Origin of the sequence: Ramlibacter sp. (assembly GCF_036676645.1) — a bacterium.
Classification (GTDB): domain Bacteria; phylum Pseudomonadota; class Gammaproteobacteria; order Burkholderiales; family Burkholderiaceae_C; genus Ramlibacter.
This window is the reverse complement of the sequence record NZ_JAKFCM010000108.1, coordinates 1-22,682: the sequence shown is the minus strand read 5'-3', so window position 1 is coordinate 22,682 and position 22,682 is coordinate 1. Positions and strand designations below refer to the sequence as shown.

Genomic DNA, 22,682 nt, shown 5'->3' with positions numbered 1-22,682 from the left:
GCCGTGCACGATGGCCAACGTCGGGGTGGGGAAGGGGGCTCGGAAGCGGCGCGATCATGGGCATGTTCGACGTTCGGCCCATTCAATATTGACGGCCCGTCAGCGTACATAGGAGATATGTCCCGAAAGAACATCACTGCGCGCGCGGCCAGCGTGCGAGCGCCAGCGAACAACCGGAACACCGCGTGATTGCCAGTTACAAAAAATGGCGCAGCAACGATACTGAAAAGTCGTAAGTTGCAGGCCTCCGCAAACCTGCCGCTTCGTGGCTGCCAACGAGTCCTCGCATGCACTTGCGCTCGCGCTCCCCACTGCGAGCCGGGACCCTGGTGAAGGTCCGATCTCGCGAGGAAATCCTTGCCACGCTTGACGAGGACGGCCGCCTCGATGGCATGCCCTTCATGCCCGAGATGCTGGGCTATTGCGGACAGACGTTTCAGGTCTTCAAGCGTGCCCACAAGGCGTGCGACACGATCAACTACAGCGGCATCCGGAAGATCGAGCACACGGTCCTGCTGCAGACCCGCTGCGACGGGAGCGCACATGGTGGCTGCGAGGCAGCCTGCTCGCTGTTCTGGAACGAAGCCTGGCTCGAACCGGCCGCGCCAGCCGAACCTATGGTCTCCTCGCACGCTGAGCAGGCGCCGCGGCGAGTGGGGCCGTGCAGCGTGGAGAAGCTGATAGCAGCGACCCGGCGAGGCTTCGATCCCGAAAAGGGTCCGTGCTATGCCTGCCAGGCGACGGAATTCCTGAGCGCGACCCGTCCTCTGTCGGCTTACGATCCGCGCCCGTACATCGAAGATGTTCGTTCGGGCAACATCGATCTTGCGACGCTGTTGCACGGCGCTGTGTACCGCGTGAGCAACTTTATCGTTCGACGCAGCGAGCGCCTGGGACAGCGGCTCGGGCTGGGGGATGCGCTCGCGCGCCCGCTGATGGCCTGCTACGACGGGCTGCAGAAGCTGCTACCCGACGGCGTACCGTTTCCGCGCCGCAAAGGCAGCATTCCGGTTGGCCATCCGACACCCAATCTCGCCCTAGGCCAGCTGGCCCCCGGCAGCTGGGTGCGAGTGAAGCCTTATGCCGAAATCCTGGCAACGCTCGACGGCAACAACAAGACCCGCGGGCTGTTGTTCGATGCGGAGCACGTGCCGTACTGCAACAAGGAGTTCGCCGTACGGTCGCTTGTCCAGCAGATCATCGATGAGAAGAGTGGCTACATGATCCGCTTCAAGTCACCGTCCATCATTCTTGAGAACGTGTTCTGCCAGGGCGCGCACAGCGACAGTCGCATGTTCTGTCCGCGCGCTATCTTTCCCTACTGGCGGCCGGTCTGGCTGACGCCGGTGGAGCGCGGCCGCGGCGCCGGCCCTGCCATGGCGCCGGCTTGCCCGCCGCAAGCGGCTGCGTCCATCCCTCACCAACGAGTCATATGGCTGCGCGAAGCCAGCAATCGATGCGATAGCTGATGCAGGTCTAGCGGATCGTGAACACCGCCCGCTTGCTGTCCGGCGGCACCGTGGCCAGCACGGCGCCCAGGCGCTCGATCACCTTGTGCGCGTCGCTGCCGTTCGGCACCACGGTCTGCGCCACGCGAACCTGCGCCACCCAGCCCATGGGCTTGCCCTTGAACGGCATCAGGCAGCGGGCCACCACCCTGGCACCGGTGCCGGCGGCCTCTTCGGGCGTGACCGGGCCCTCCACGATCATGCCGAAGCGGTGTTCCGACAGCCGTGCCACGCTGTCGATGTCGCGCGCCGCCGACAGCAGCCGGCCGGCCACCAGCAGCGGCATTTCCTCCGCTTCGCGCCGGTCGAAGTCGCGCCGGATCTGTTCGACGTTGGCGATGTCGACCAGCAGCGCGACGCTCTGCAGCTTGAGCCGCTCGCTGCGCGCGATCAGCCGTGTCAGGCGCTCGGCGAACACCTCGCCCCTGATCAGGCCGGTGGCCGGATCGGTGCGCTCCAGTCCCTGGATGCGGCGGAAATTCTCGCGCCGGTCCTGGCTGCGCCGGGCCAGCATGGCCAGCAGCACCGGCATCTCGATGGCGATCCCGATCTGCATGCCGTAGGTGCTCCAGAAGCCGATCGGGATCAGCCCCCAGGTGCGTGCCAGCGGGAAGGTGGCCCCCAGCAGCACCGGCACCATGCCGACGAACAGCCAGCCGGCATTGCGGTCGCCGCGCCGCGCGGCCCAGATGATGACCAGGAAGCCCACCGTGATGTTCAGCACGAGGGTGGGCACCATCAGGCGCACGCGCCAGCCCGGGGGCACCAGCGGGAGCGCGGCGGCCGCCAGCAGGCACAGCAGGGCCACCGCCACCAGCAGGCGCTGCAGCGGGCGCGACCGCTGCGGCAGCGAGATCACCGCCGAGAAGAACCACAGCAGGGTGGCGGAGGCGACCAGCGGCAGCATCAGCACGGCGATGCCGTTCCACCAGGCCAGCGTGGGCCACAGGTGCAGGCCGGCGACGCCGGTCAGGGCCGCCTGCGCCAGGCCCATCAGCAGCACCGTGACGGCGTACCAGCCGAATGCGCGGTCGCGCAGCGCCGCCGCGCCCAGCAGCGCCAGCAGCACCGACAGGCCGGCCAGCCCGAAATAGATGCCCAGGACGAAGCCGGTGCGCTGCTCCTGCTGCACCAGCTGGCGCTCGCTCGTGAACAGCAGCGGGGCGCCGAAGCTGTGCGGGTTCTCCACGCGCACGTAGAACTGCTGCGGCTCGCCCGCCACCAGCTGCAGCGGCAGCAGCGGATGCCGGTGCGGCAGCGGCCACTGCGCCACCGGCAGCGCGTCGCCGGCCGACTGCGCGGTCCCCTGCCCCTGCCGGTCGGCGGCGTACAGCGTGACCCGGTCGACGGCCGGATAGGGCACTTCGAGGAACCAGCGCTCGCTGTCGCTGGTTTCGACCAGCGTGAACCGGAACCAGAGTGCCGCGCCCTCGCGCAGCGGATGTACGGTGCCCGGCGCGGTGGCTCGCCAGGGCACCTTGTCCTGGACGACGTCGGCCAGCTGGGCCTGCCCGCCGGCATCCAGCCAGCTGGCGCCGGCGTCGCCCAGTGCAGCCAGGCCTTCGGCCGGATCCAGCGCGATCACGCGATCCGCATGCGCCGCCGGCGCCATGGCCAGCAGCAGCACCATTCCCAGCCCGGCCGCCACGCGCGCGGCCAGCTCCCTCCACCAGGTCCCCATTTGTCCTTATTCCCCGCTATCGGGTGCATTTTCTCCTGCCGACGGGCTACCCGACCCCACGGGCCTTCGGGAGACGAGGGACCGCTACACTCGTCGACCTTCCGATTACGGCGCAACCCGACCATGAGCCTCATTCCCGCCACCATCCTCACCGGCTTCCTCGGCTCGGGGAAGACCACGCTGCTCAAGCGCGTGCTGAGCGAGGCGCACGGGCAGAAGATCGCCGTGATCGAGAACGAGTTCGGGCAGGAGAACATCGACAGCGACATCCTGGTGACCGAGTCGAAGGAGCAGATCGTGCAGATGAGCAACGGCTGCATCTGCTGCACCATCCGCGAGGACCTGCGCGCCACCCTGCAGCTGCTGGCCGCCAAGAAGCGCAAGGGCCTGCTGGACTTCGACCGGGTGGTGATCGAGACCACCGGCCTGGCCGACCCCGGCCCGGTGGCGCAGACCTTCTTCATGGACGACGAGATCGCCGAGACCTACCTGCTCGACTCGATCCTGACGCTGGTCGACGCCAAGCACGCCGCCCAGCAGCTGAACGACCGCCAGGAGGCGCGCCGCCAGGTGGGCTTCGCCGACCAGATCTTCATCAGCAAGACCGACCTGGTCGCCCGCGACGAGACCGAGGCGCTGATGCACCGCCTCAAGCACATGAACCCGCGCGCGCCGCTGAAGCCGGTGCACTTCGGCGAGGTGCCGGTGCAGGAGGTGTTCGACCTGCGCGGCTTCAACCTGAACGCCCGGCTGGACATCGACCCGGATTTCCTGAAGGAAGAAGAGCACGCGCACGACCACCACGACCATGACCACGAGCATGGCGAGCACTGCGACCACCCCTCGCACGCGCACGAAGGGCACGGCCACCACCACCATGACGACGACGTCAAGAGCTTCGTGTTCCGGTCGGACCGGCCGTTCGACCCGGCGAAGCTGGAGGACTTCCTGGGCGCGGTGGTGAACATCTACGGGCCGCGCATGCTGCGCTACAAGGGCGTGCTGAACATGAAGGGCACCGACCGCAAGGTGATCTTCCAGGGCGTGCACCAGCTCATGGGCAGCGACCTGGGCCCGGCCTGGGCCGACGGCGAGCCGCGCACCAGCAAGATGGTGTTCATCGGCATCGAGCTGCCGCGCGACATCTTCCTGCAGGGCCTGGAGCAGTGCCTCGCCTGAGCGCCCGCCCGTCTTGCCGAGCTTCCCGGAGCCCCCCTTGCTGATGTCCTGGCTGCAAATGATGGGGTTTCCCCTTGGGCTGCCTCCGTCCCCCGGGGAGGGGGCGCCGCCGGCGCGTAGTCAAAACCCGGATACCCACGTCGTCGTGCCCGACAATCAGGGTATAACTCGCTCCGATGAAGGCGACCCCAACGACAAGAAGCAGGCCGGGAGCATGCCTCCCAGAGCCGGCGCTGCGAGGAGACAGGACGTGAAGCCCCAACCCAAGGCCCCGGCCAAAGCCGCCAAGTCGGCTGCCACCAAGACCCCGGCCAAGGCTGCTGCGAAGGCGGCGGCGAAGAAGGCGCCCGCCAAGAAGGCGCCCCCCGTGAAGAAGGCTTCCACCCCCAGGGCCGCACCGCCCAAGGCTCCGGCGAAGACCGTGGCCAAGGCGACGGCCAGGACGGCAGGCAAGGCCAAAGCGCCCGCGAAGGCGCCGGCCAAGGTGACCAGGGCGCCGACCGTGCGCAAGGCGCCCGCCAAGGTGCCGGCAGCCCGCAAGGCGGCCGCGCCGGCGAAGGCGCCCACGAAGAAAACGACCGCCACCGCCCGCACCCCGGCCGCCGCGCCGGCGCGGGCGAGTGCCCGACCAACCCCCGTAGCCCCGACGCAGGCGCCCGCAATGCCTCCACAGCCGACCCGGGCCGACATTCAGGGCGTGCCCCCGCGCGCGGCCCGGCCGTCGGCCCGGCTGGCGCAGATCACCGTGCCCTCGATGGCGCAGTCGGTCGCGTCCACCGCCGCCAAGGCCAGCTACACCCAGACCCCCAGTCCATCCGTGCTGACTCCACCGCCCCTCGTCAACGTCAAGAAAGACCCGAAGCTCGCCAACAACTGGAAGTCCAAATCCGCCGAGGACCTGTCCGACGCGGAAGTGCTGGCGATGCCCGACTCGGAGTACATGAACGACAAGCAGATGGCGTTCTTCCGCTGCAAGCTGGTGCGCCTGAAGCAGGACATCCTGAACAACGCGGGCGAGACCACCGAGCACCTGCGCGAGGACACCGTGATCGTCCCCGACCCGGCCGACCGCGCCACCATCGAGGAGGAGCACGCGCTGGAACTGCGCACGCGCGATCGCGAGCGCAAGCTGCTCAAGAAGATCGAGCAGTCCATCGCCCGCATCGACGCGGGCGACTACGGCTACTGCGACGAGACCGGCGAGCCGATCGGCGTCGGCCGCCTGCTGGCGCGGCCCACCGCCACGCTGTCGCTGGAGGCGCAGCAGCGCCGCGAGCTCAAGCAGAAGATGTTCGGCGACTGAGGCCGCGCGACCCGATCATCTGCAGCAGTACCCGGACATGTCGAAGGACGAGAGCACCGGCCTTTTCTCCAAGGTGGTGAAGTTCGTCCGCAACCCGGGCGCGACCTGGGCCGACGGCGGCCCCGACAGCGAGCACGAGAGCGCCTACTCCAGGCAGATGCTCAAGGAGATGATCGAGCGCAAGCGGCGCAACGACTTCGTGCGCAAGCGCGAGTTCGACATGCTGCGCAAGATGCGCCGCAGCGAGGTGATGGCCGGCCAGGATCCGGCGGCGCGCCCCTCGTTCTTCCAGAGTTCCATGCCGTCCAGGCCGGACGACCGCGCCAGCACGCTCAAGAAGATCGACGAGATCGAGGCGCAGATGTCCATGCAGTGGTGGAAGACCAAGCATGGCTCCGACCCCACGCGCAGCGCCAACAGCACGCAGTTCCCCACCACCTCCAGCGCCCCGCCCGATGCCTCCCCGCGGCCGCTGCCGGCCGGCACGGTGCAGGGCGCGCTGGCGCCGGCCGGGGCCGCGCCCGCGCAGCCGCCCCAGCCGCCGGCGCCCTTGTCGGCGGGCCGGCCGGCGAAGGCCGGCGCCGGCGCGTACGTGCGCACCGAACCGCAGCCGCTGGTGCCTGCGGCCGAACCGGCACCCGCGCTGGCTCCGGCGCCGATGCTGGATTCGATCGAGCCGGCCGGCTGGCGCAAGTCCGTTTCGCCGCAGGCCAAGGCGGGCCCGCCCTCGCTCGGCGGCGGCCCGCGCCATCCGGTCTACGCGGGCTCCGAGTCGGGCGGCGCCAGCGGGTTCTCGGCGTCCAAGGTGTTCGCCATCGACGTCGAGGAATTCGCGCACGACCCCGAGCTGGAAGAGGCCTCGATCCGCTTCGCCAACGGCGACGATGCCGGCGCCGAGGCGGGCTTGATGGAGGTCCTGGCCCCGGGCGGCTCGCGCATCGACCACGACGAGACCTGGCTCACCCTGTTCGACCTGTACCGCGCCACCGGCCAGCAGGACCGCTTCGAGACGGCGGCCATCGACTTTGCCGGCCGCTTCGGCCGCTCGGCGCCGCAATGGATCTCGCTGCCCGAAGCGGTGGGCCGGATGGGGCCGGGACCGGCCGCCCCGGCCTCGGGCGGCGCGGCCGACTGGACCTGCCCGTCCACCCTGGGCACGCAGACGCTGGCCGCGCTCAAGGCCGCGCTGGGCCGCTCCGCGCAGCCCTGGCGGCTGTCCTGGGCCAAGCTGGCCAGCATCGAGGAAGCCGCGACCGAGGGCCTGGCGCAGCTGTTCACCCAGTGGGCTGGGCAGCCGGTGCAGCTTCGCTTCATCGGCGCCGACAACCTCGAGCGCATCCTGCGCAATGCCACTCCCTCGGGCGACAAGGGCGTGGACCCGGGCTGGTGGAAGCTGCGCATGGAAGTGCTGCGCGTGATGCACCGGCCGGACGAATTCGAACTGGTGGCGCTGGACTACTGCGTGACCTACGAGGTGTCGCCGCCGTCGTGGGAAAGCGCGCGCTGCGACTACACGCCGCTGCAGGCCGACGGCTCGGCGATGGCGAGCAACACCATCGTCGGCGAGGCCTTCCGCGATTCGATCACGTCGGGCTTCACCGGCTTCGGCGAGACGCTGGGCGCGCCCAGTTCGCAGATGGCCAGCGTCGCCACCGTCGAGCTGGCCGGCCAGGTCCTGGGTGAGGCCAAGGAGGCGATCGCCCTGCTCGACGGCAAGCTGGCGGGCGCCGACTTCATGGTGATCTCCTGCGCCCAGCTGATCCGCATCGACTTCACCGCCGCCGGCACCCTGCTCAACTGGGTGAGTGCGCGCCAGGGCGAAGGCCGGCAGGTGCAGTTCATCGACGTCAACCGGCTGGTGGCGGCGTTCTTCAACGTCATCGGCATCGGCGAGCACGCGCGGGTGAGCGCGCGGAAAGACTAGGCGAGCCACAGGCTCGCCGAGGCCAGGGGCTGGGGTCTGGGGAAACAGCCAACCGGCCCCATATGAGGCTCTGCAGGCGAGCGGGTTTCGGGCGGAACTTCAGGGTTCGCTCCCGGTCTTGCGCCCCTAGCCCCTAGCCCCTAGCCCCTAGCCCCTAGCCCCTAGCCCCTAGCCCTGGACAAACATGGAACCATTTCACGGCACCACCATCGTCAGCGTGCGCCGCAAGACGCCCGACGGCCGCTGGCAAGTGGCTCTCGGCGGCGACGGCCAGGTCACCCTGGGCAACGTGGTCGTCAAGGGTTCGGCGCGCAAGGTGCGCAAGATCCACCACGACCGGGTACTGGCCGGCTTTGCCGGCGCCACGGCCGATGCGTTCACGCTGTTCGAGCGCTTCGAAGCCAAGCTGGAGAAGCACCAGGGCCACCTGGTGCGCTCGGCCATCGAGCTGACCAAGGACTGGCGCACCGACCGCGTGCTGCGCCGGCTGGAAGCGATGCTGGCGGTGGCCGACCGCGAAGCCTCGCTGATCATCACCGGCAACGGCGACGTGCTGGAGCCCGAGCACGGGATCATCGCCATCGGCTCCGGCGGCGCCTATGCGCAGGCCGCGGCCCGCGCCCTGCTGGAGAACACCGAGGTGGGCGCACGCGACATCGTCAGGAAGTCGCTCGAGATCGCCGGCGAGCTGTGCATCTACACCAACATGAACCACACGATCGAGGTGCTGGACTGATGTCCTCCATGACCCCGCAGGAGATCGTCTCCGAACTCGACCGGCACATCGTCGGGCAGGCCGACGCCAAGCGTGCCGTCGCCATCGCGCTGCGCAACCGCTGGCGCCGCCAGCAGGTCGACGAGAAGCTGCGCCCGGAGATCACGCCCAAGAACATCCTGATGATCGGCCCGACCGGCGTGGGCAAGACCGAGATCGCGCGCCGCCTGGCCCGGCTGGCCGATGCGCCCTTCATCAAGGTCGAGGCCACCAAGTTCACCGAGGTCGGCTACGTCGGCAAGGACGTGGATTCGATCGTGCGCGACCTGGCCGAGATCGCCATCAAGCAGACCCGGGTGGCCGAGACGCGCAAGGTGCGCACGCGCGCCGAGGACGCCGCCGAGGAGCGCGTGCTCGACGTGCTGGTGCCCGGCGTGGCCGCCGACAGCGCCGCGCGCCAGTCGTTCCGCAAGAAGCTGCGCGAAGGGCAGCTGGACGACAAGGACATCGAGATCGACGTCGCCGAGGCGCGGCCGCAACTGGAGATCATGGGTCCGGCCGGCATGGAGGAGATGACCGAGCAGTTGCGCGGCATGTTCAGCCAGTTCGGCGGGCAGCGGCGCAAGACGCGCAAGCTGAAGATCGCCGAGGCGATGAAGCTGCTGGTCGAGGAAGAGGCCGTCAAGCTGGTCAACGAGGACGAGATCAGGGCCCAGGCCATCCACAACGCCGAGCAGAACGGCATCGTCTTCATCGACGAGATCGACAAGGTCGCCTCGCGCAGCGACGCTTCCGGCGCCGACGTCTCGCGCCAGGGCGTGCAGCGCGACCTGCTGCCGCTGGTGGAGGGCACCACCGTGTCCACCAAGTACGGGCCGGTGCGCACCGACCACGTCCTGTTCATCGCCAGCGGCGCCTTCCACCTGGCCAAGCCCAGCGACCTGATCCCCGAGCTGCAGGGCCGGCTGCCGATCCGGGTGGAACTGCAGTCGCTCTCGGTGCAGGACTTCGAGGCCATCCTGACCAGCACGCACGCCTCGCTGGTCAAGCAGTACCAGGCCCTGCTGGCCACCGAAGGCGTGAAGCTCGAGTTCACGCCCGAGGGCATCACCCGGCTGGCGCATATCGCGTACGACGTCAACGAGCGCACCGAAAACATCGGCGCGCGCCGGCTGTCGACGGTCATGGAGCGCCTGCTGGACGAGGTCAGCTTCGAGGCGACACGCCTGGACGGGCAGACCGTCACCATCGACGCGGCCTACGTCGATGCGCGGCTGGCCGAGCTGAGCCGTAACGAGGATCTTTCGCGGTACATCCTTTGACAAATCCCGCCGAGCTTCATGTTCCACTTGCAGAGGCTCGGCTAAGTCATTCATTTAGAACGATTTTGCTCCCGGTTGAGCTTGCAAAGTCGGCGCTAAGTTGTTGATTTACAAGCGAAATCGCGCCTTGGGCGCTTGCGGGTGGAGCTTTTCCTGCTACAGTGCAAAAATGTGCAATTAAGTGGTGAAAGGTGCCTTCGCACCCCACTCCGGCACTCCAGCAGGCAGGCTCAGCGGTGTTCCAGGGCGCTTCGTCCGTCAGTCTCGATGCCAAGGGTCGGCTTTCGGTGCCGACCCGGCACCGCGACGTGCTGGCCGCGACCGCTGCCAACCTTCTCACGATCACGCGGCACCCGCACGGCTGCCTGATGATCTTTCCCCGCCCCGAATGGGAAAAATTTCGGGACCGTATCGCTGCGTTACCGATGGAGGCGCAGTGGTGGAAGAGAATCTTCCTGGGCAACGCGATGGACGTGGAGCTCGACGGAACCGGGCGCGTCCTCGTCTCGCCGGAACTGCGCGCAGCGGCCGGCATCACGCGTGAAACCATGCTGCTGGGCATGGGCAACCACTTCGAGCTCTGGGACCGGGCCACCTACGAGGCCAAGGAGGCCGAGGCGATGCGCGGCCAGATGCCCGACGTGTTCAAGGACTTCTCTTTCTAGCGGCGCGGCGGTGGACACCCGATGGCAACACACCACCGTCCTGTTGAACGAAGCGGTCCAAGCGCTCCTCACCAGGCCGGATGCGACCTATGTCGACGCGACCTTCGGCCGCGGCGGGCACTCGCGCGCCATCCTGCAGCGGCTGGACCCCCGGGGGCGGCTGGTCGCCTTCGACAAGGACCCGGAGGCGATCGCGGCCGCGGCGCAGATCGCCGACCCGCGCTTTTCGATCCGCCACCAGGGCTTCCGCTCGCTCGGCGAACTGGGCCCGGCCAGCGTGGCCGGCGTGCTGCTGGACCTGGGGGTGAGTTCGCCCCAGATCGACGACCCCGGGCGCGGTTTTTCCTTTCGTGCCGACGGCCCGCTGGACATGCGCATGGACACCACGCGCGGCCAGAGCGTCGCGCAGTGGCTTGCAACGGCCGAGACCGGCCGCATCGCGGAGGTGATTCGTGACTACGGCGAAGAACGGTTTGCTGTTCCGATTGCAAAGGCGATTGCGGCTCGCCGACAGGAACGGGGCCCTGTTGCAACCACCGCCGAACTGGCCGAGCTCGTGGCTCGCGCGGTCAAAACCCGCGAGCCGGGCCAGGACCCTGCAACGCGCACATTTCAGGCTCTTCGGATTTTCATCAACGCCGAGCTTGAAGAGCTGCAGGAAGCGCTAGGGGCGGCCTTGGACGTCCTTCAACCCGGTGGCCGGCTCGTGGTGATCAGCTTCCATTCGCTGGAAGACCGGATCGCCAAGCAGTTCATCGCGCGCCACTCGCGCGAGGTGGTCGACCGCCGCGCGCCCTTCGCCGCGCCGCAGCCCATGAAACTGCGCGCGCTGGCGCGCGTCAGGCCGGGCGAAGCCGAAGTCGCCGCCAACCCCCGCGCCCGCAGCGCCATCATGCGGGTGGCGGAGAGGACGGCCGCATGATGCGCCTCAACCTCGTCTTGTTGCTGGCCGTGCTGCTCAGCGCGATGCACCTGGTGCAGGTGCAGTACGAGTCGCGCCGCCTCTACGCCGAAATCGAGAAGGCGCAGGCGCAGGCGCGCAGGATCGAGGTCGAGCACGAGCGCCTGCAGGTCGACAAGCGCGCCCAGGCCACGCCGCTGCGGGTGGAGAAGCTGGCCAAGGAGCAGTTGCAGATGCGCCCGGCCAGCCCCGGGATCACGCAATACGTCGCGGCCGCGGCCGGGAAGCCCCAGCCATGAGCCGCAGCGTGCTCTACACCTCCAGCCCGCTGCTGGCCAGCAAGACGCCGGTCTGGCGCAGCAAGCTCATCGTCGCCGGCCTGGCGCTGGGCTTCGCCACGCTGGCCGGCCGCGCCGCCTGGGTGCAGGTGATCGGCAACGACTTCTTCCGGCGCCAGGGCGAGGTGCGCTTCGCCCGCACGCTGGAGCTGCCGGCCAACCGCGGCCGCATCCTGGACCGCAACGGCCTGCTGCTGGCCACCAGCGTGCCTTCGCCCAGCATCTGGGCGATCCCGGAGGACGTGGACGCCGACCGGGCCAAGCTGGCGCAACTGGCGCGCCTGCTCGAGATGACGCCGGCCGAGCTGGGCCGCAAGCTGCAGGACGAGGACAAGACCTTCGTCTGGCTCAAGCGACAGGTCGACGAGCCGGTGGCCCAGAAGATCGCCGAGCTGGGCCTCAAGGGCATCTACCAGCGCATGGAATACAAGCGCCGCTACCCGGAAGGCGAAGCGGCCGCGCACGTGGTGGGCTTCACCAACGTGGAGGACAAGGGCCAGGAGGGCATCGAGCTGGCCTTCGACCGGGAGCTGGCCGGGCGGCCCGGCTCGCGCCGCGTGATCAAGGACCGGCTGGGCCGCATCATCGAGGACGTCGGCCAGCAGGTGCCTCCGGTGGACGGGCGCGACCTGCAGCTGTCGATCGACAGCAAGGTGCAGTTCTTCGCCTACCAGAAGCTGCGCGACGCCGTGACCGGGCACAAGGCCAAGGCCGGCAGCGTGGTGGTGCTGGACGTGCAGACGGGCGAGGTGCTGGCGCTGGCCAACTACCCCAGCTACTCGCCGGCCCGGCGCGAGAACCTCAGCGGCGCGCAGCTGCGCAACCGCGCGCTGACCGACACCTTCGAGCCGGGTTCGACGATGAAGCCCTTCATCGCCGCGCTGGCGCTGGAGAAGGGCCTGGTGCGGCCCGACACCGTGATCCAGACGGCGCCCGGGCGCATGGCCATCGGCGGCTCCACCATCCGCGACGCCCACCCGCACGGGCCGCTGACGGTGGAGCAGGTGATCCAGAAGTCCAGCAACGTCGGCACGGTGAAGCTGGCCATGCAGATGTCGCCGCGCGACATGTGGGAGATCTACACCGAGGCCGGCTTCGGCCAGAAGCCGCAGGTGCCGTTCCCGGGCGCGGTGAGCGGCCGGCTGCGCCCGCCCAAGACCTGGCGGCCGATCGAGCAGGCCACCATGAGCTACGGCTACGGCCTGTCGGCCAGCCTGTTCCAGCTGGCCCGCGCCTACACGGTGTTCGCGCGCGACGGCGAGCTGGTCCCCGTGACGCTGCTCAAGGCCGACGAGCCGGCGCCGGGCGTGCGCGTGATCGAAGCGCGGCATGCACGCGCCGTGCGCCACATGATGCAGATGGCGGCCGGCCCGGGCGGCACGGCGCCCAAGGCGCAGACCGTCGGCTACTCGGTGGGCGGCAAGACCGGCACCGCGCACAAGCAGGAAGGCCGCGGCTACTCGGACAGGAAGTACCGCGGCTTCTTCGTCGGCATGGCGCCCATCGAGCAGCCGCGCATCGTGGTCGCCGTGATGATCGACGAGCCCGGCGACGGCAAGTACTTCGGCGGCGACGTCGCCGCCCCGGTGTTCAGCGCCACCGTGCAGCAGACCCTGCGCATGCTGGGGGTGCAGCCGGACATGAGCGTCAAGCCGATGGTGGTGGTCGAAGCGGTGGAGGAGTCGTTCTGATGCGGCAGCTGCGCACCCCCGCCGAAGCGGCGCGCTGGCTGCGCGGCCGCGTGCGCGGCCAGCTGCAGTGCGACAGCCGGCGGGTGCGGCCGGGCGACGGCTTCATCGCCTGGCCGGGCGCCGCCGCCGATGGCCGGCAGCACGTGCCGGCGGCGCTGGCGCAGGGCGCGGCCGCTTGCCTGGTCGAGCGCGAAGGCGCCGAGCCGTTCGCCTTCCGCGACGAGGCGATCGCCGGCTACGCGCAGCTGAAGGCGGCCACCGGCCCGATCGCGGCCGAGTACTACGACCACCCGAGCGCGCAGCTGCAGGTGCTGGCGGTGACCGGGACCAACGGCAAGACGTCCAGCGCGTGGTGGCTGGCGCAGGCGTTGTCGCGGCTGCCCGGCGATCCCTGGCCCTGCGCCGTGATCGGCACGCTGGGCAGCGGCCGGCCGCCGCAGCTGGAATCGAGCGGGCTGACCACGCCCGACGCGGTGCTGCTGCAGGCGCAATTCCGCCGTTTCGCCGACCAGGGCCTCAAGGCCTGCGCGATCGAGGCGTCCTCGATCGGGCTGCAGGAACGCCGGCTCGACGGCACGCAGGTGGCGGTGGCGCTGTTCACCAACTTCACCCAGGACCACCTCGACTACCACGGCAGCATGGAGGCCTACTGGGCCGCCAAGGAGCAGCTGTTCCGCTGGCGCGGCCTGCGCGCGGCGGTCATCAACGTCGACGACGGCAAGGGTGCCGCGCTGGCCGGCGAACTGCAGGGCAGCCGGCTGGAGCTGTGGACGGTTTCCGCCGAGCGCACCGCGCGGCTGCAGGCGGTCGACATCCGCCATGACGCCGAGGGCCTGCAGTTCGCCGTGCTCGAAGCCGGCGAGCGGCACAGTCTCGCGACTGCGCTGGTCGGCCAGTACAACGTGACCAACCTGCTGGGCGTGATCGCCGCCATGCGCGCCCTCGGGGTGCCGCTGGCCGATGCGGTGCGCGCGTGCGACGGGCTCGCCCCGGTGCCCGGCCGCATGGAGCGCCTGCAGCAGCCCGGCCAGCCGCTGGTGGCCGTGGACTATGCGCACACGCCCGACGCGCTGGACAAGGCGCTGCTGGCCCTGCGACCGCTGGCGATGCAGCGCGGCGGCCGGCTCTGGTGCGTGTTCGGCTGCGGCGGCGGCCGCGATCCCGGCAAGCGGCCGCTGATGGCCGCGGTCGCCGAGAAGAACGCCGACCGTGTGGTGGTCACCAGCGACAACCCGCGCGGCGAGAAGCCGGAAACCATCATCAGCCAGATCCTGCTGGGGCTGTCGCACCACGACAGCGTGGAAGTGCAGGCCGACCGCGCGCTGGCGATCGCGCAGGCCGTTGCCGCGGCCGCACCGGCCGACGTGATCCTGCTGGCCGGCAAGGGCCACGAGGACTACCAGGAAGTCGCGGGCGTGAGGCATCCGTTCGACGACCGCGAGCACGCGCGGGCCGCGCTGGCCCGCCGCGCCGGCCGGGGGGTGGCCGCATGAGCCCGATGGCGACCCTGCAGCAGGCCGCCGGCTGGAGCGGCGGCCGCGTGATCGGCGACGGCGCGCTGGCCTTCGCCCGCGTGCATTCGGACACGCGCACCCTGCAGCCTGGCGACCTGTTCGTGGCCCTGCGCGGCGAGCGCTTCGATGCCAACGACTTCCTGGCCGACGCGGCGGCGGGCGGCGCCGTCGCGGCCCTCGCGCACCGGGGTCGCCTGCCGCCCGGCATGCCGGGCATCGAGGTCGACGACACCCGCCTCGCGCTCGGCCGGCTGGCGCGGGGCTGGCGGCTGCAGCACCAGCTGCCGCTGGTCGCGGTCACCGGCAGCAACGGCAAGACCACGGTGACGCAGATGATCGCGTCCATCCTGCGCGGCTGGCAGCCGGACCACCATCTCGCCACCCAGGGCAACCTGAACAACGACATCGGCTTGCCGCTCACGCTGCTGCGCCTGCGGCCCGGCCAGCGCGTGGCCGTGGTGGAACTGGGCATGAACCACCCGGGCGAGATCGGCTACCTGGCCGACATCGCGCGGCCCACCGTGGCGCTGGTCAACAACGCGCAGCGCGAACACCAGGAGTTCATGGCCACGGTGGAAGCGGTCGCGCGCGAGAACGGCGCGGTGTTCGGGGCGCTGGAGCGCAGCGGCGTGGCCGTGTTCCCGGCCGACGATGCGTTCACGCCGCTCTGGCAGGAACTGGCGCAGGGCCGGGCCTGCCTGACCTTCGGCGACGCCGGCAGCGGCGCCGACCTCACGCTGGCCGACGCCCGCTGGCAGCAGGGCCGCTGGGCCGTGCAGGCCGCCACGCCGGCCGGCGCCCTGGACTTCACGCTGGCCGTGGCGGGTCGCCACAACGTGCGCAACGCGCTGGCGGCGGCCGCCTGCGCGCTGGCCGCCGGCGCGCCGCTGGCCGCGATCGTGCAGGGGCTGCAGGCCTTCGAGCCGGTGAAGGGCCGCTCGCGTGCGCTGTCGGTCCGGATCGCGGGCCGCGAGCTGACGCTGATCGACGACAGCTACAACGCCAACCCGGATTCGGTGCGCGCCGCCATCGACGTGCTGGCCGACCTGCCCGGCCCGCGCCTGCTGGTGCTGGGCGACATGGGCGAGGTCGGCGACCAGGGGCCGCAATTCCATGCGGAGGTGGGGCGGTACGCACGCGAGCGCGGCATCGAGCGCCTGTTCACGCTGGGCGAGCAGGCGCGCGCCATGGGCGGCGAGCACTTCGCCGGCATCGACGCGCTCAATGCCGCCGTGATGGCGCAGCTGCCCGCCGCCGCCAGCCTCCTGGTCAAGGGGTCGCGCTTCATGAAGATGGAGCGCGTGGTCCAGGCCATCGAACAAGGACAAGAACGAAAGGATGGCGATGCTGCTTAGCCTGGCCGTGTGGCTGCAGACCCTGGGGCCGGAGTTCGGCTTCCTGCGCGTGTTCCAGTACATCACCTTCCGCGCCGTGATGGCGGCCTTGACGGCGCTGCTGATCGGCCTGATCGCCGGCCCCTGGGTGATCCGCCGCCTCACCGAGCTGAAGATCGGCCAGCCGGTGCGCGACTACGCGATGCAGACGCACCTGTCCAAGCGCGGCACGCCCACCATGGGCGGCGTGCTGGTGCTGCTGTCGATCGCGCTGGCCACGCTGCTGTGGTTCGACCTGTCCAACCGCTTCGTCTGGATCGTGCTGGTGGTCACGCTCGGCTTCGGGATGATCGGCTGGGCCGACGACTGGCGCAAGGTCGTGAACAAGGACCCGGAAGGCATGCGCTCGCGCGAGAAGTACTTCTGGCAGTCGGTGATCGGGCTGATCGCGGCGCTGTACCTGGTGTTCAGCATCTCCGAGAGCAGCAACGCCCGGGTGGTGGAGCTGTTCTTCGCCTGGGTGCAGTCCGGCTTCGACGTCGACCTGCCGCCCAAGGCCGGCCTGCTGGTGCCCTTCTTCAAGGAAGTGAGCTACCCGCTGGGCGTGTTCGGCTTCGTGATCCTGACCTACGTGGTGATCGTCGGCTCCAGCAATGCGGTGAACCTCACCGACGGCCTGGACGGGCTGGCGATCATGCCGGTGGTGATGGTGGGCTCGGCGCTCGGCGTGTTCGCCTACGTCACCGGCAGCGCCGTCTATTCGCGCTACCTGTTCTTCCCGCACATCCCGGGCTCGGGCGAGCTGCTGATCTTCTGCGCCGCGATGGCGGGTGCCGGCCTGGCCTTCCTGTGGTTCAACACCCATCCGGCCCAGGTGTTCATGGGCGACGTGGGCGCGCTGGCGCTGGGCGGCGCGCTCGGCACCATCGCCGTGATCGTGCGCCAGGAGATCGTGCTGGCCATCATGGGCGGCGTCTTCGTGGCCGAGGCGATCTCGGTGATGGCGCAGGTGACCTACTTCAAGTACACGCGCAGGCGCTACGGCGAGGGCCGCCGCATTCTCAAGATGGCGCCGCTGCACCACCACTACGAGAAGAGCGGCTGGACCGAGACCCAGGTCGTGGTGCGCTTCTGGATCGTCACCATGCTGCTGTGCCTGGTGGGCCTGTCGACGCTGAAGCTGAGGTGAATTCCGTGCACGACCACCCGGCCCCGCGCAGCGTCCTGATCCTCGGCCTCGGCGAGTCCGGGCTGGCGATGGCGCGCTGGTGCGCGCGCGCCGGCAACGCGGTGACGGTGGCCGATACGCGCCAGCAGCCGCCGCGGCTGGCGGCGCTGCGCGAGGAATTGCCGCAGGTGCGCTTCGTGGCGGGTGAATTCGGCGTCGGCCTGCTGGAGGGCGTGGACGAGGTCTTCCGCAGTCCGGGGCTGTCGCCCGCGCAGGCCGCGCCCGTGCTGCAGGCTGCGGCCGGGCGCGGCATTCCCGTAGGCGGCGAACTGGACCTGTTCATGCAGGGCCTGGCCCGGCTGCGCGAGCAGCAGGGCTACGCGCCGGCACTGCTGGCGGTCACCGGCACCAACGGCAAGACCACGGTGACGGCGCTGACCGGCCAGCTGGTCGAGCGCAGCGGCCGCACGGTGGCGGTCGCCGGCAACATCGGCCCCACGCTGCTGGACACGCTGGCGGCCCGGGTCGAAGCGCAAGCCCTGCCGCAAGCCTGGGTGCTGGAGCTGTCCAGCTTCCAGCTCGATGCCTGCCGCGGCTTCGAGCCGACGGCGGCAGCGGTGCTGAACCTCACCCAGGACCACCTCGACTGGCACGGCAGCATGGACGCCTACGGGGCCGCCAAGGCCCGCATCTTCGGCGCGCGCACGCTGATGGTCCTGAACCGCGAGGACCCGCTGGTGATGAAGATGCTGCCGCCGCCGGTGAAGGCGCGCGGCGGCCGCATGGAGCAGCGCGAGCACCTCACCTTCGGCACCGACCTGCCGCAGCGGCCGGGCGACTTCGGCATCGAGGTGGTGAACGGCATGGCCTGGCTGGTGCGCGCGTTCGAGGCCGACGAGACGCAGAAAAGGCGCAGGGATGAAGACCAGGAACTGCACATCCAGCGCCTGATGCCGTCCGAGGCGCTGCGCATCCGCGGCCGCCACAACGCCGCCAACGCGCTGGCGGCGCTGGCACTGGCCAGCGCCTGCGGCGCGCAGCTGGCCCCGATGCTGTACGGCCTGCGCGAGTACCGCGGCGAGCCGCACCGGGTCGAGCCGGTCGGCATCGTCGAGGAGGTCGAGTACTTCGACGACAGCAAGGGCACCAACGTGGGCGCCACGGTGGCGGCGCTGGCCGGGCTGGGCGCCGAGCGCAAGCTGGTCGTGATCCTGGGCGGCGACGGCAAGGGGCAGGATTTCGCGCCGCTGGCCGATCCGGTGGCGCGCTACGTGCGCGCCGTGGTGCTGATCGGCCGCGATGCGCCGCAGATCCGGGCGGCGCTGCAAGGCGCCGGCGTGCCGCTGCAGGATGCGGCATCGATGGAGGAAGCGGTGCGCAGTGCGGCGCAGCACGCCCAGGCCGGCGACGCCGTGCTGATGTCGCCGGCCTGTGCCAGCCTCGACATGTTCCGCAACTACGCGCACCGCGCCGAGGTGTTCCGCGCGGCCGTGCAGGGGCTGGCCGACGAGGCCGGCACCGGCCTGGAGGGCAGCGCATGAACGCGCTGGCGGAGCGCATCGGCGGCTGGTTCGGCGGTGGCCGGCCGGCGCGGCGCGGCTACTCCGCGGCTGCGGCGCCGGCCCGCATCCAGGGCTTCGACCAGCCGCTGCTGTGGGTGGCGGTGGCGCTGCTGGCCTTCGGGCTGGTGATGGTGTATTCGGCGTCGATCGCGCTGCCCGACAACCCCAAGTTCGCGCGCTACGCCCATACGCACTTCCTGCTGCGGCACTTCCTGTCGCTGGCGCTGGGCTTCGTCATGGCCCTGCTCGCGTTCCAGGTGCCGGTCGCCAGCTGGGAGAAGGCCGCGCCCTGGCTGTTCGTGGCCTCGCTGGTGCTGCTGGTGGTGGTGCTGATCCCGCCGATCGGCAAGGGCGTCAACGGCGCGCGCCGCTGGATCGGACTGGGGGCGCTGAGCTTCCAGCCGTCGGAGCTGGCCAAGTTCGCGGTGCTGCTGTACGCGTCCAACTACATGGTGCGCCGGATGGGCGTGAAGGAGCGCTTCTTCCGCGCCGTGCTGCCGATGGCCGCCGCCGTCGCCATCGTCGGCTCGCTGCTGCTGGCCGAACCGGACATGGGCGCCTTCATGGTGATCGCCGTGATCGCCATGGGCATCCTGTTCCTGGGCGGGGTGAACGCGCGCATGTTCTTCCTGATCGCCACCGTGATCGTGGTGGCCTTCGCGCTGATGATCGCGTTCTCCGACTGGCGGCGCGAGCGCATCTTCGCCTACCTCGACCCCTGGAGCGAGAAGCACGCGCTGGGCAAGGGCTACCAGCTGTCGCACTCGCTGATCGCGATCGGGCGCGGCGAGATCTTCGGCGTGGGCCTGGGCGGCAGCGTGGAGAAGCTGCACTGGCTGCCCGAGGCGCACACCGACTTCCTGCTGGCCGTGATCGGCGAGGAGTTCGGGCTGGTCGGCCTGCTGGCGGTGATCGGCGCGTTCCTGTGGCTGACGCGCCGCATCGTGCACATCGGCCGCCAGGCGGTGGCGCTGGACCGCGTGTTCGCCGGCCTGGTGGCGCAGGGCGTGGGCCTGTGGATCGGCTTCCAGGCCTTCATCAACATGGGCGTGAACCTGGGCGCGCTGCCCACCAAGGGCCTGACGCTGCCCCTCATGAGCTATGGCGGCTCGGCCGTCCTGATGAACATCGTGGCGATCGCGGTGGTGCTGCGCATCGACTACGAGAACCGCGTGCTGATGCAGGGAGGGCGGGCATGACCGCTCAGCTCATGTTCAGCATGGAAGCCCTCCCCCGGACGGGGGAGGGTGGGGGAGGGGGCGAGTCCAGTTCGGCCCGGAGGGCAGCGCCGAAGGCGACTGCCCTCGTCATGGCGGGCGGCACCGGCGGCCACATCTTCCCGGGCCTGGCGGTCGCCGAGGCGCTGCGCGAGCGTTCCTGGCGCGTGCACTGGCTGGGAGCACCCGGCAGCATGGAGAGCCGGCTCGTGCCCCCGCGCGGCTTCGCCTTCGAAGCCATCGACTTCGGCGGCGTGCGCGGCAAGGGCCCGCTCACGCTGGCCCTGCTGCCGCTGCGCCTGCTGCGCGCGTTCTGGCAAAGCCTGCGCGTGGTGCGGCGGGTGCGGCCCGACGTCGTAGTCGGGCTGGGCGGCTACATCACCTTCCCGGGCGCCATGATGGGCGTGCTGCTGGGCAAGCCGCTGGTGCTGCACGAGCAGAACTCGGTCGCCGGCATGGCCAACAAGGTGCTGGCGGGCGTGGCCGACCGGGTGTTCACGGCCTTCCCCGGCGTGCTGGGAAAGGGCCGCTGGGTGGGCAACCCGCTGCGCGCCCCCTTCCTGCAGCAGGCGTCGCCGGCCGAACGGTTCGCGGGCCGCAGCGGACCACTGAAGGTGCTGGTGGTCGGCGGCAGCCTGGGTGCGCGGGCGCTCAACGAGGCCGTGCCCCGGGCACTGGCGCTGGTCCCGGCCGGGCGCCGCCCGCAGGTGCTGCACCAGAGCGGCGCGAAGCAGATCGACGAGCTGCGCGCCAACTACCAGGCCGCCGGCGTGCAGGCCGAGCTCACCCCTTTCATCGACGACACGGCGACGGCGTTCGCCGAGGCCGACCTGGTGGTCTGCCGCGCCGGCGCCAGCACGGTCACCGAAATCGCCGCCGTCGGCGCTGCGGCGGTGTACGTGCCCTTTCCGCACGCCGTGGACGACCACCAGACCACCAACGCGCGCTTCATCGTCGATGCCGGCGGCGGCTGGCTGCAGCCGCAGGCGGCGCTCACGCCCGAGTGGCTGGCGGCGCTGCTGCAGCAGGTGACGCGCACCGAACTGATGCAGAAGGCGACCGCGGCTCACGCCGTGGCCAGGACCGAAGCCACCGCCGAGGTGGTCGCCGCCTGCGAGGAACTAGCCAAAGCATGAAACACGCCATCAAGCACATCCATTTCGTCGGCGTGGGCGGCGCCGGCATGTCGGGCATCGCCGAGATCCTGTTCAACCTCGGGTACACGATCTCCGGCTCCGACCTGTCCGACAGCGCCACGCTGCGCCGGCTGCAGGACCTGGGCATCCGCACCTGCGTGGGCCACGCCGCGAGCCACATCGCCGGCGCCGACGCGGTGGTCACCTCCACCGCCGTGCAGCCCGACAACCCCGAAGTGCTGGCTGCGCGCCAGCGCAAGATCCCGGTGGTGCCGCGCGCCATGATGCTGGCCGAGCTGATGCGCCTGAAGCAGGGCATCGCGATCGCCGGCACCCACGGCAAGACCACCACCACCAGCCTGGTGGCCAGCGTGCTGGCCGAGGGCGGGCTGGACCCGACCTTCGTGATCGGCGGCCGCCTGAACAGTGCCGGGGCCAACGCCAAGCTGGGCGCCGGCGACTACATCGTGGTGGAGGCCGACGAATCCGACGCCTCCTTCCTGAACCTGATGCCGGTGATGGCGGTGGTGACCAACATCGACGCCGACCACATGGAGACCTACGGCCACGACTTCGGCCGGCTCAAGGGCGCGTTCGTCGACTTCCTGCACCGCATGCCCTTCTACGGCACGGCCATCCTGTGCGTGGACGACCCCGCGGTGCGGCAGGTCGTGGCCGAGGTGCAGTGCCCGGTCACCACCTACGGCGCCTCCGAGGACGCGCAGGTGCGCGCCATCGACATCCGCGCCGTCGGCGCCCAGATGCACTTCACCGCGCAGCGGCGCAACGGCGTCACGCTGCCCGACCTGCCCGTCACGCTGAACCTGGCCGGGCACCACAACGTGCTCAACGCGCTGTCGGCCATCGCGGTGGCGACGGAGCTGGGGGTGCCGGATGCGGCGGTGCAGAAAGCGCTGGCCGAATTCCACGGCGTCGGCCGGCGCTTCCAGCGCTACGGCGAGGTGCGGGTGCCGGCGGCCAATGGCGGCGGCCGCTTCAGCGTGATCGAGGACTACGGCCACCACCCGGTGGAGATCGCCGCCACGCTCAGCGCGGCGCGCGGCGCGTTCCCGGGCCGGCGGCTGGTGCTGGCCTTCCAGCCGCATCGCTACACGCGCACGCGCGACTGCTTCGAGGACTTCGTCAAGGTGCTGGGGCGGGCCGATGCGGTGCTGCTGTCCGAGGTCTATGCCGCCGGCGAGCCGCCCATCGTGGCGGCCGACGGCCGCTCGCTGGCGCGCGCCCTGCGCGTGGCCGGCAAGGTGGAGCCGGTGTTCGTCGACGAGATCGCGGCCATGCCGCAGGCCATCCTCGACATCGTCCGCGACGGCGACGTCGTCATGTGCATGGGCGCCGGCTCGATCGGCGCCGTGCCGGGCAGGCTGGTGGAGACCGGAGGTGCGGCATGAGACACCCTGTGTCAACCCCCCGCTGTTTGAAGCAGCAGTTTGGCCCCGCCGTGGCGTGCCGGATCGTAGGGTTTGTGGTCCTGCCAGGCGCGCCAGATCACGCGCAGCCATGCTC

The 22,682-nt window shown here is 70.3% G+C and carries 18 protein-coding genes; 17 read left to right on the top strand and 1 reads right to left on the bottom strand.

Annotated elements, in window-relative coordinates:
• Positions 1–329: 329 nt before the first annotated feature.
• Complete coding sequence (locus V6M57_RS17215; protein WP_332816226.1) at positions 330–1,469, top strand: hypothetical protein; 1,140 nt, start codon at positions 330–332, stop codon at positions 1,467–1,469.
• A gap of 7 nt (positions 1,470–1,476) precedes the next feature.
• On the opposite strand, the gene V6M57_RS17210 is transcribed toward V6M57_RS17215, so the two are convergent.
• On the bottom strand, positions 1,477–3,189 hold the full coding sequence (locus tag V6M57_RS17210) for a sensor domain-containing diguanylate cyclase (protein WP_332816225.1): 1,713 nt from the start codon (positions 3,187–3,189) through the stop codon (positions 1,477–1,479).
• A 123-nt stretch (positions 3,190–3,312) separates the two neighbouring features.
• On the opposite strand from V6M57_RS17210, the gene V6M57_RS17205 reads away from it, so the two are divergent.
• The 16 genes from V6M57_RS17205 (at position 3,313) to murC (ending at position 22,567) form a co-directional block, all read left to right on the top strand.
• Positions 3,313–4,368: a CobW family GTP-binding protein gene (locus V6M57_RS17205; protein WP_332816224.1), complete on the top strand. Its 1,056-nt coding sequence runs from the start codon at positions 3,313–3,315 to the stop codon at positions 4,366–4,368.
• A gap of 250 nt (positions 4,369–4,618) precedes the next feature.
• On the top strand, positions 4,619–5,671 hold the full coding sequence (dksA, locus tag V6M57_RS17200; protein WP_442968843.1) for an RNA polymerase-binding protein DksA: 1,053 nt from the start codon (positions 4,619–4,621) through the stop codon (positions 5,669–5,671).
• 37 nt (positions 5,672–5,708) lie between these two features.
• Complete coding sequence (locus V6M57_RS17195; RefSeq protein ID WP_332816223.1) at positions 5,709–7,595, top strand: STAS domain-containing protein; 1,887 nt, start codon at positions 5,709–5,711, stop codon at positions 7,593–7,595.
• Between the two features lie 184 nt (positions 7,596–7,779).
• Positions 7,780–8,331 carry an ATP-dependent protease subunit HslV gene (hslV, locus tag V6M57_RS17190; protein ID WP_332816222.1) on the top strand — a complete coding sequence of 184 codons (552 nt, stop codon included), beginning with the start codon at positions 7,780–7,782 and terminating at the stop codon, positions 8,329–8,331.
• The gene (gene hslU / locus V6M57_RS17185) at positions 8,331–9,632 is read left to right on the top strand and encodes an ATP-dependent protease ATPase subunit HslU (protein ID WP_332816221.1); all 1,302 of its coding nucleotides are present in this window, start codon (positions 8,331–8,333) and stop codon (positions 9,630–9,632) included. The genes hslV and hslU overlap by 1 nt, the downstream gene beginning before the upstream one ends.
• Positions 9,633–9,868: 236 nt before the next feature.
• On the top strand, positions 9,869–10,297 hold the full coding sequence (mraZ, locus tag V6M57_RS17180) for a division/cell wall cluster transcriptional repressor MraZ (RefSeq protein WP_332816220.1): 429 nt from the start codon (positions 9,869–9,871) through the stop codon (positions 10,295–10,297).
• Between the two features lie 10 nt (positions 10,298–10,307).
• Complete coding sequence (rsmH, locus tag V6M57_RS17175) at positions 10,308–11,219, top strand: 16S rRNA (cytosine(1402)-N(4))-methyltransferase RsmH (protein ID WP_332816219.1); 912 nt, start codon at positions 10,308–10,310, stop codon at positions 11,217–11,219.
• Positions 11,216–11,497: a cell division protein FtsL gene (gene ftsL / locus V6M57_RS17170; protein ID WP_332816218.1), complete on the top strand. Its 282-nt coding sequence runs from the start codon at positions 11,216–11,218 to the stop codon at positions 11,495–11,497. The genes rsmH and ftsL overlap by 4 nt, the downstream gene beginning before the upstream one ends.
• Positions 11,494–13,227: a peptidoglycan D,D-transpeptidase FtsI family protein gene (locus V6M57_RS17165; protein ID WP_332816217.1), complete on the top strand. Its 1,734-nt coding sequence runs from the start codon at positions 11,494–11,496 to the stop codon at positions 13,225–13,227. Before ftsL ends, V6M57_RS17165 begins: the two co-directional genes overlap by 4 nt.
• Positions 13,227–14,720, top strand: coding sequence for a UDP-N-acetylmuramoyl-L-alanyl-D-glutamate--2,6-diaminopimelate ligase (locus V6M57_RS17160; protein ID WP_332816216.1), 1,494 nt, complete (start codon positions 13,227–13,229; stop codon positions 14,718–14,720). The genes V6M57_RS17165 and V6M57_RS17160 overlap by 1 nt, the downstream gene beginning before the upstream one ends.
• Positions 14,721–14,725: 5 nt before the next feature.
• Positions 14,726–16,096, top strand: coding sequence for a UDP-N-acetylmuramoyl-tripeptide--D-alanyl-D-alanine ligase (locus V6M57_RS17155; protein ID WP_332816264.1), 1,371 nt, complete (start codon positions 14,726–14,728; stop codon positions 16,094–16,096).
• A complete protein-coding gene (gene mraY / locus V6M57_RS17150; RefSeq protein ID WP_332816263.1) occupies positions 16,086–17,264 on the top strand; it encodes a phospho-N-acetylmuramoyl-pentapeptide-transferase in 1,179 nt (392 codons plus the stop codon). Before V6M57_RS17155 ends, mraY begins: the two co-directional genes overlap by 11 nt.
• Positions 17,261–18,784: a UDP-N-acetylmuramoyl-L-alanine--D-glutamate ligase gene (gene murD / locus V6M57_RS17145; RefSeq protein WP_332816215.1), complete on the top strand. Its 1,524-nt coding sequence runs from the start codon at positions 17,261–17,263 to the stop codon at positions 18,782–18,784. Before mraY ends, murD begins: the two co-directional genes overlap by 4 nt.
• Positions 18,781–20,004 carry a putative lipid II flippase FtsW gene (gene ftsW, locus V6M57_RS17140; RefSeq protein WP_332816214.1) on the top strand — a complete coding sequence of 408 codons (1,224 nt, stop codon included), beginning with the start codon at positions 18,781–18,783 and terminating at the stop codon, positions 20,002–20,004. Before murD ends, ftsW begins: the two co-directional genes overlap by 4 nt.
• A complete protein-coding gene (gene murG, locus V6M57_RS17135) occupies positions 20,001–21,158 on the top strand; it encodes an undecaprenyldiphospho-muramoylpentapeptide beta-N-acetylglucosaminyltransferase (protein ID WP_442968842.1) in 1,158 nt (385 codons plus the stop codon). The genes ftsW and murG overlap by 4 nt, the downstream gene beginning before the upstream one ends.
• On the top strand, positions 21,155–22,567 hold the full coding sequence (gene murC, locus V6M57_RS17130) for a UDP-N-acetylmuramate--L-alanine ligase (protein WP_332816212.1): 1,413 nt from the start codon (positions 21,155–21,157) through the stop codon (positions 22,565–22,567). Before murG ends, murC begins: the two co-directional genes overlap by 4 nt.
• The last annotated feature ends 115 nt before the right edge of the window (positions 22,568–22,682 follow it).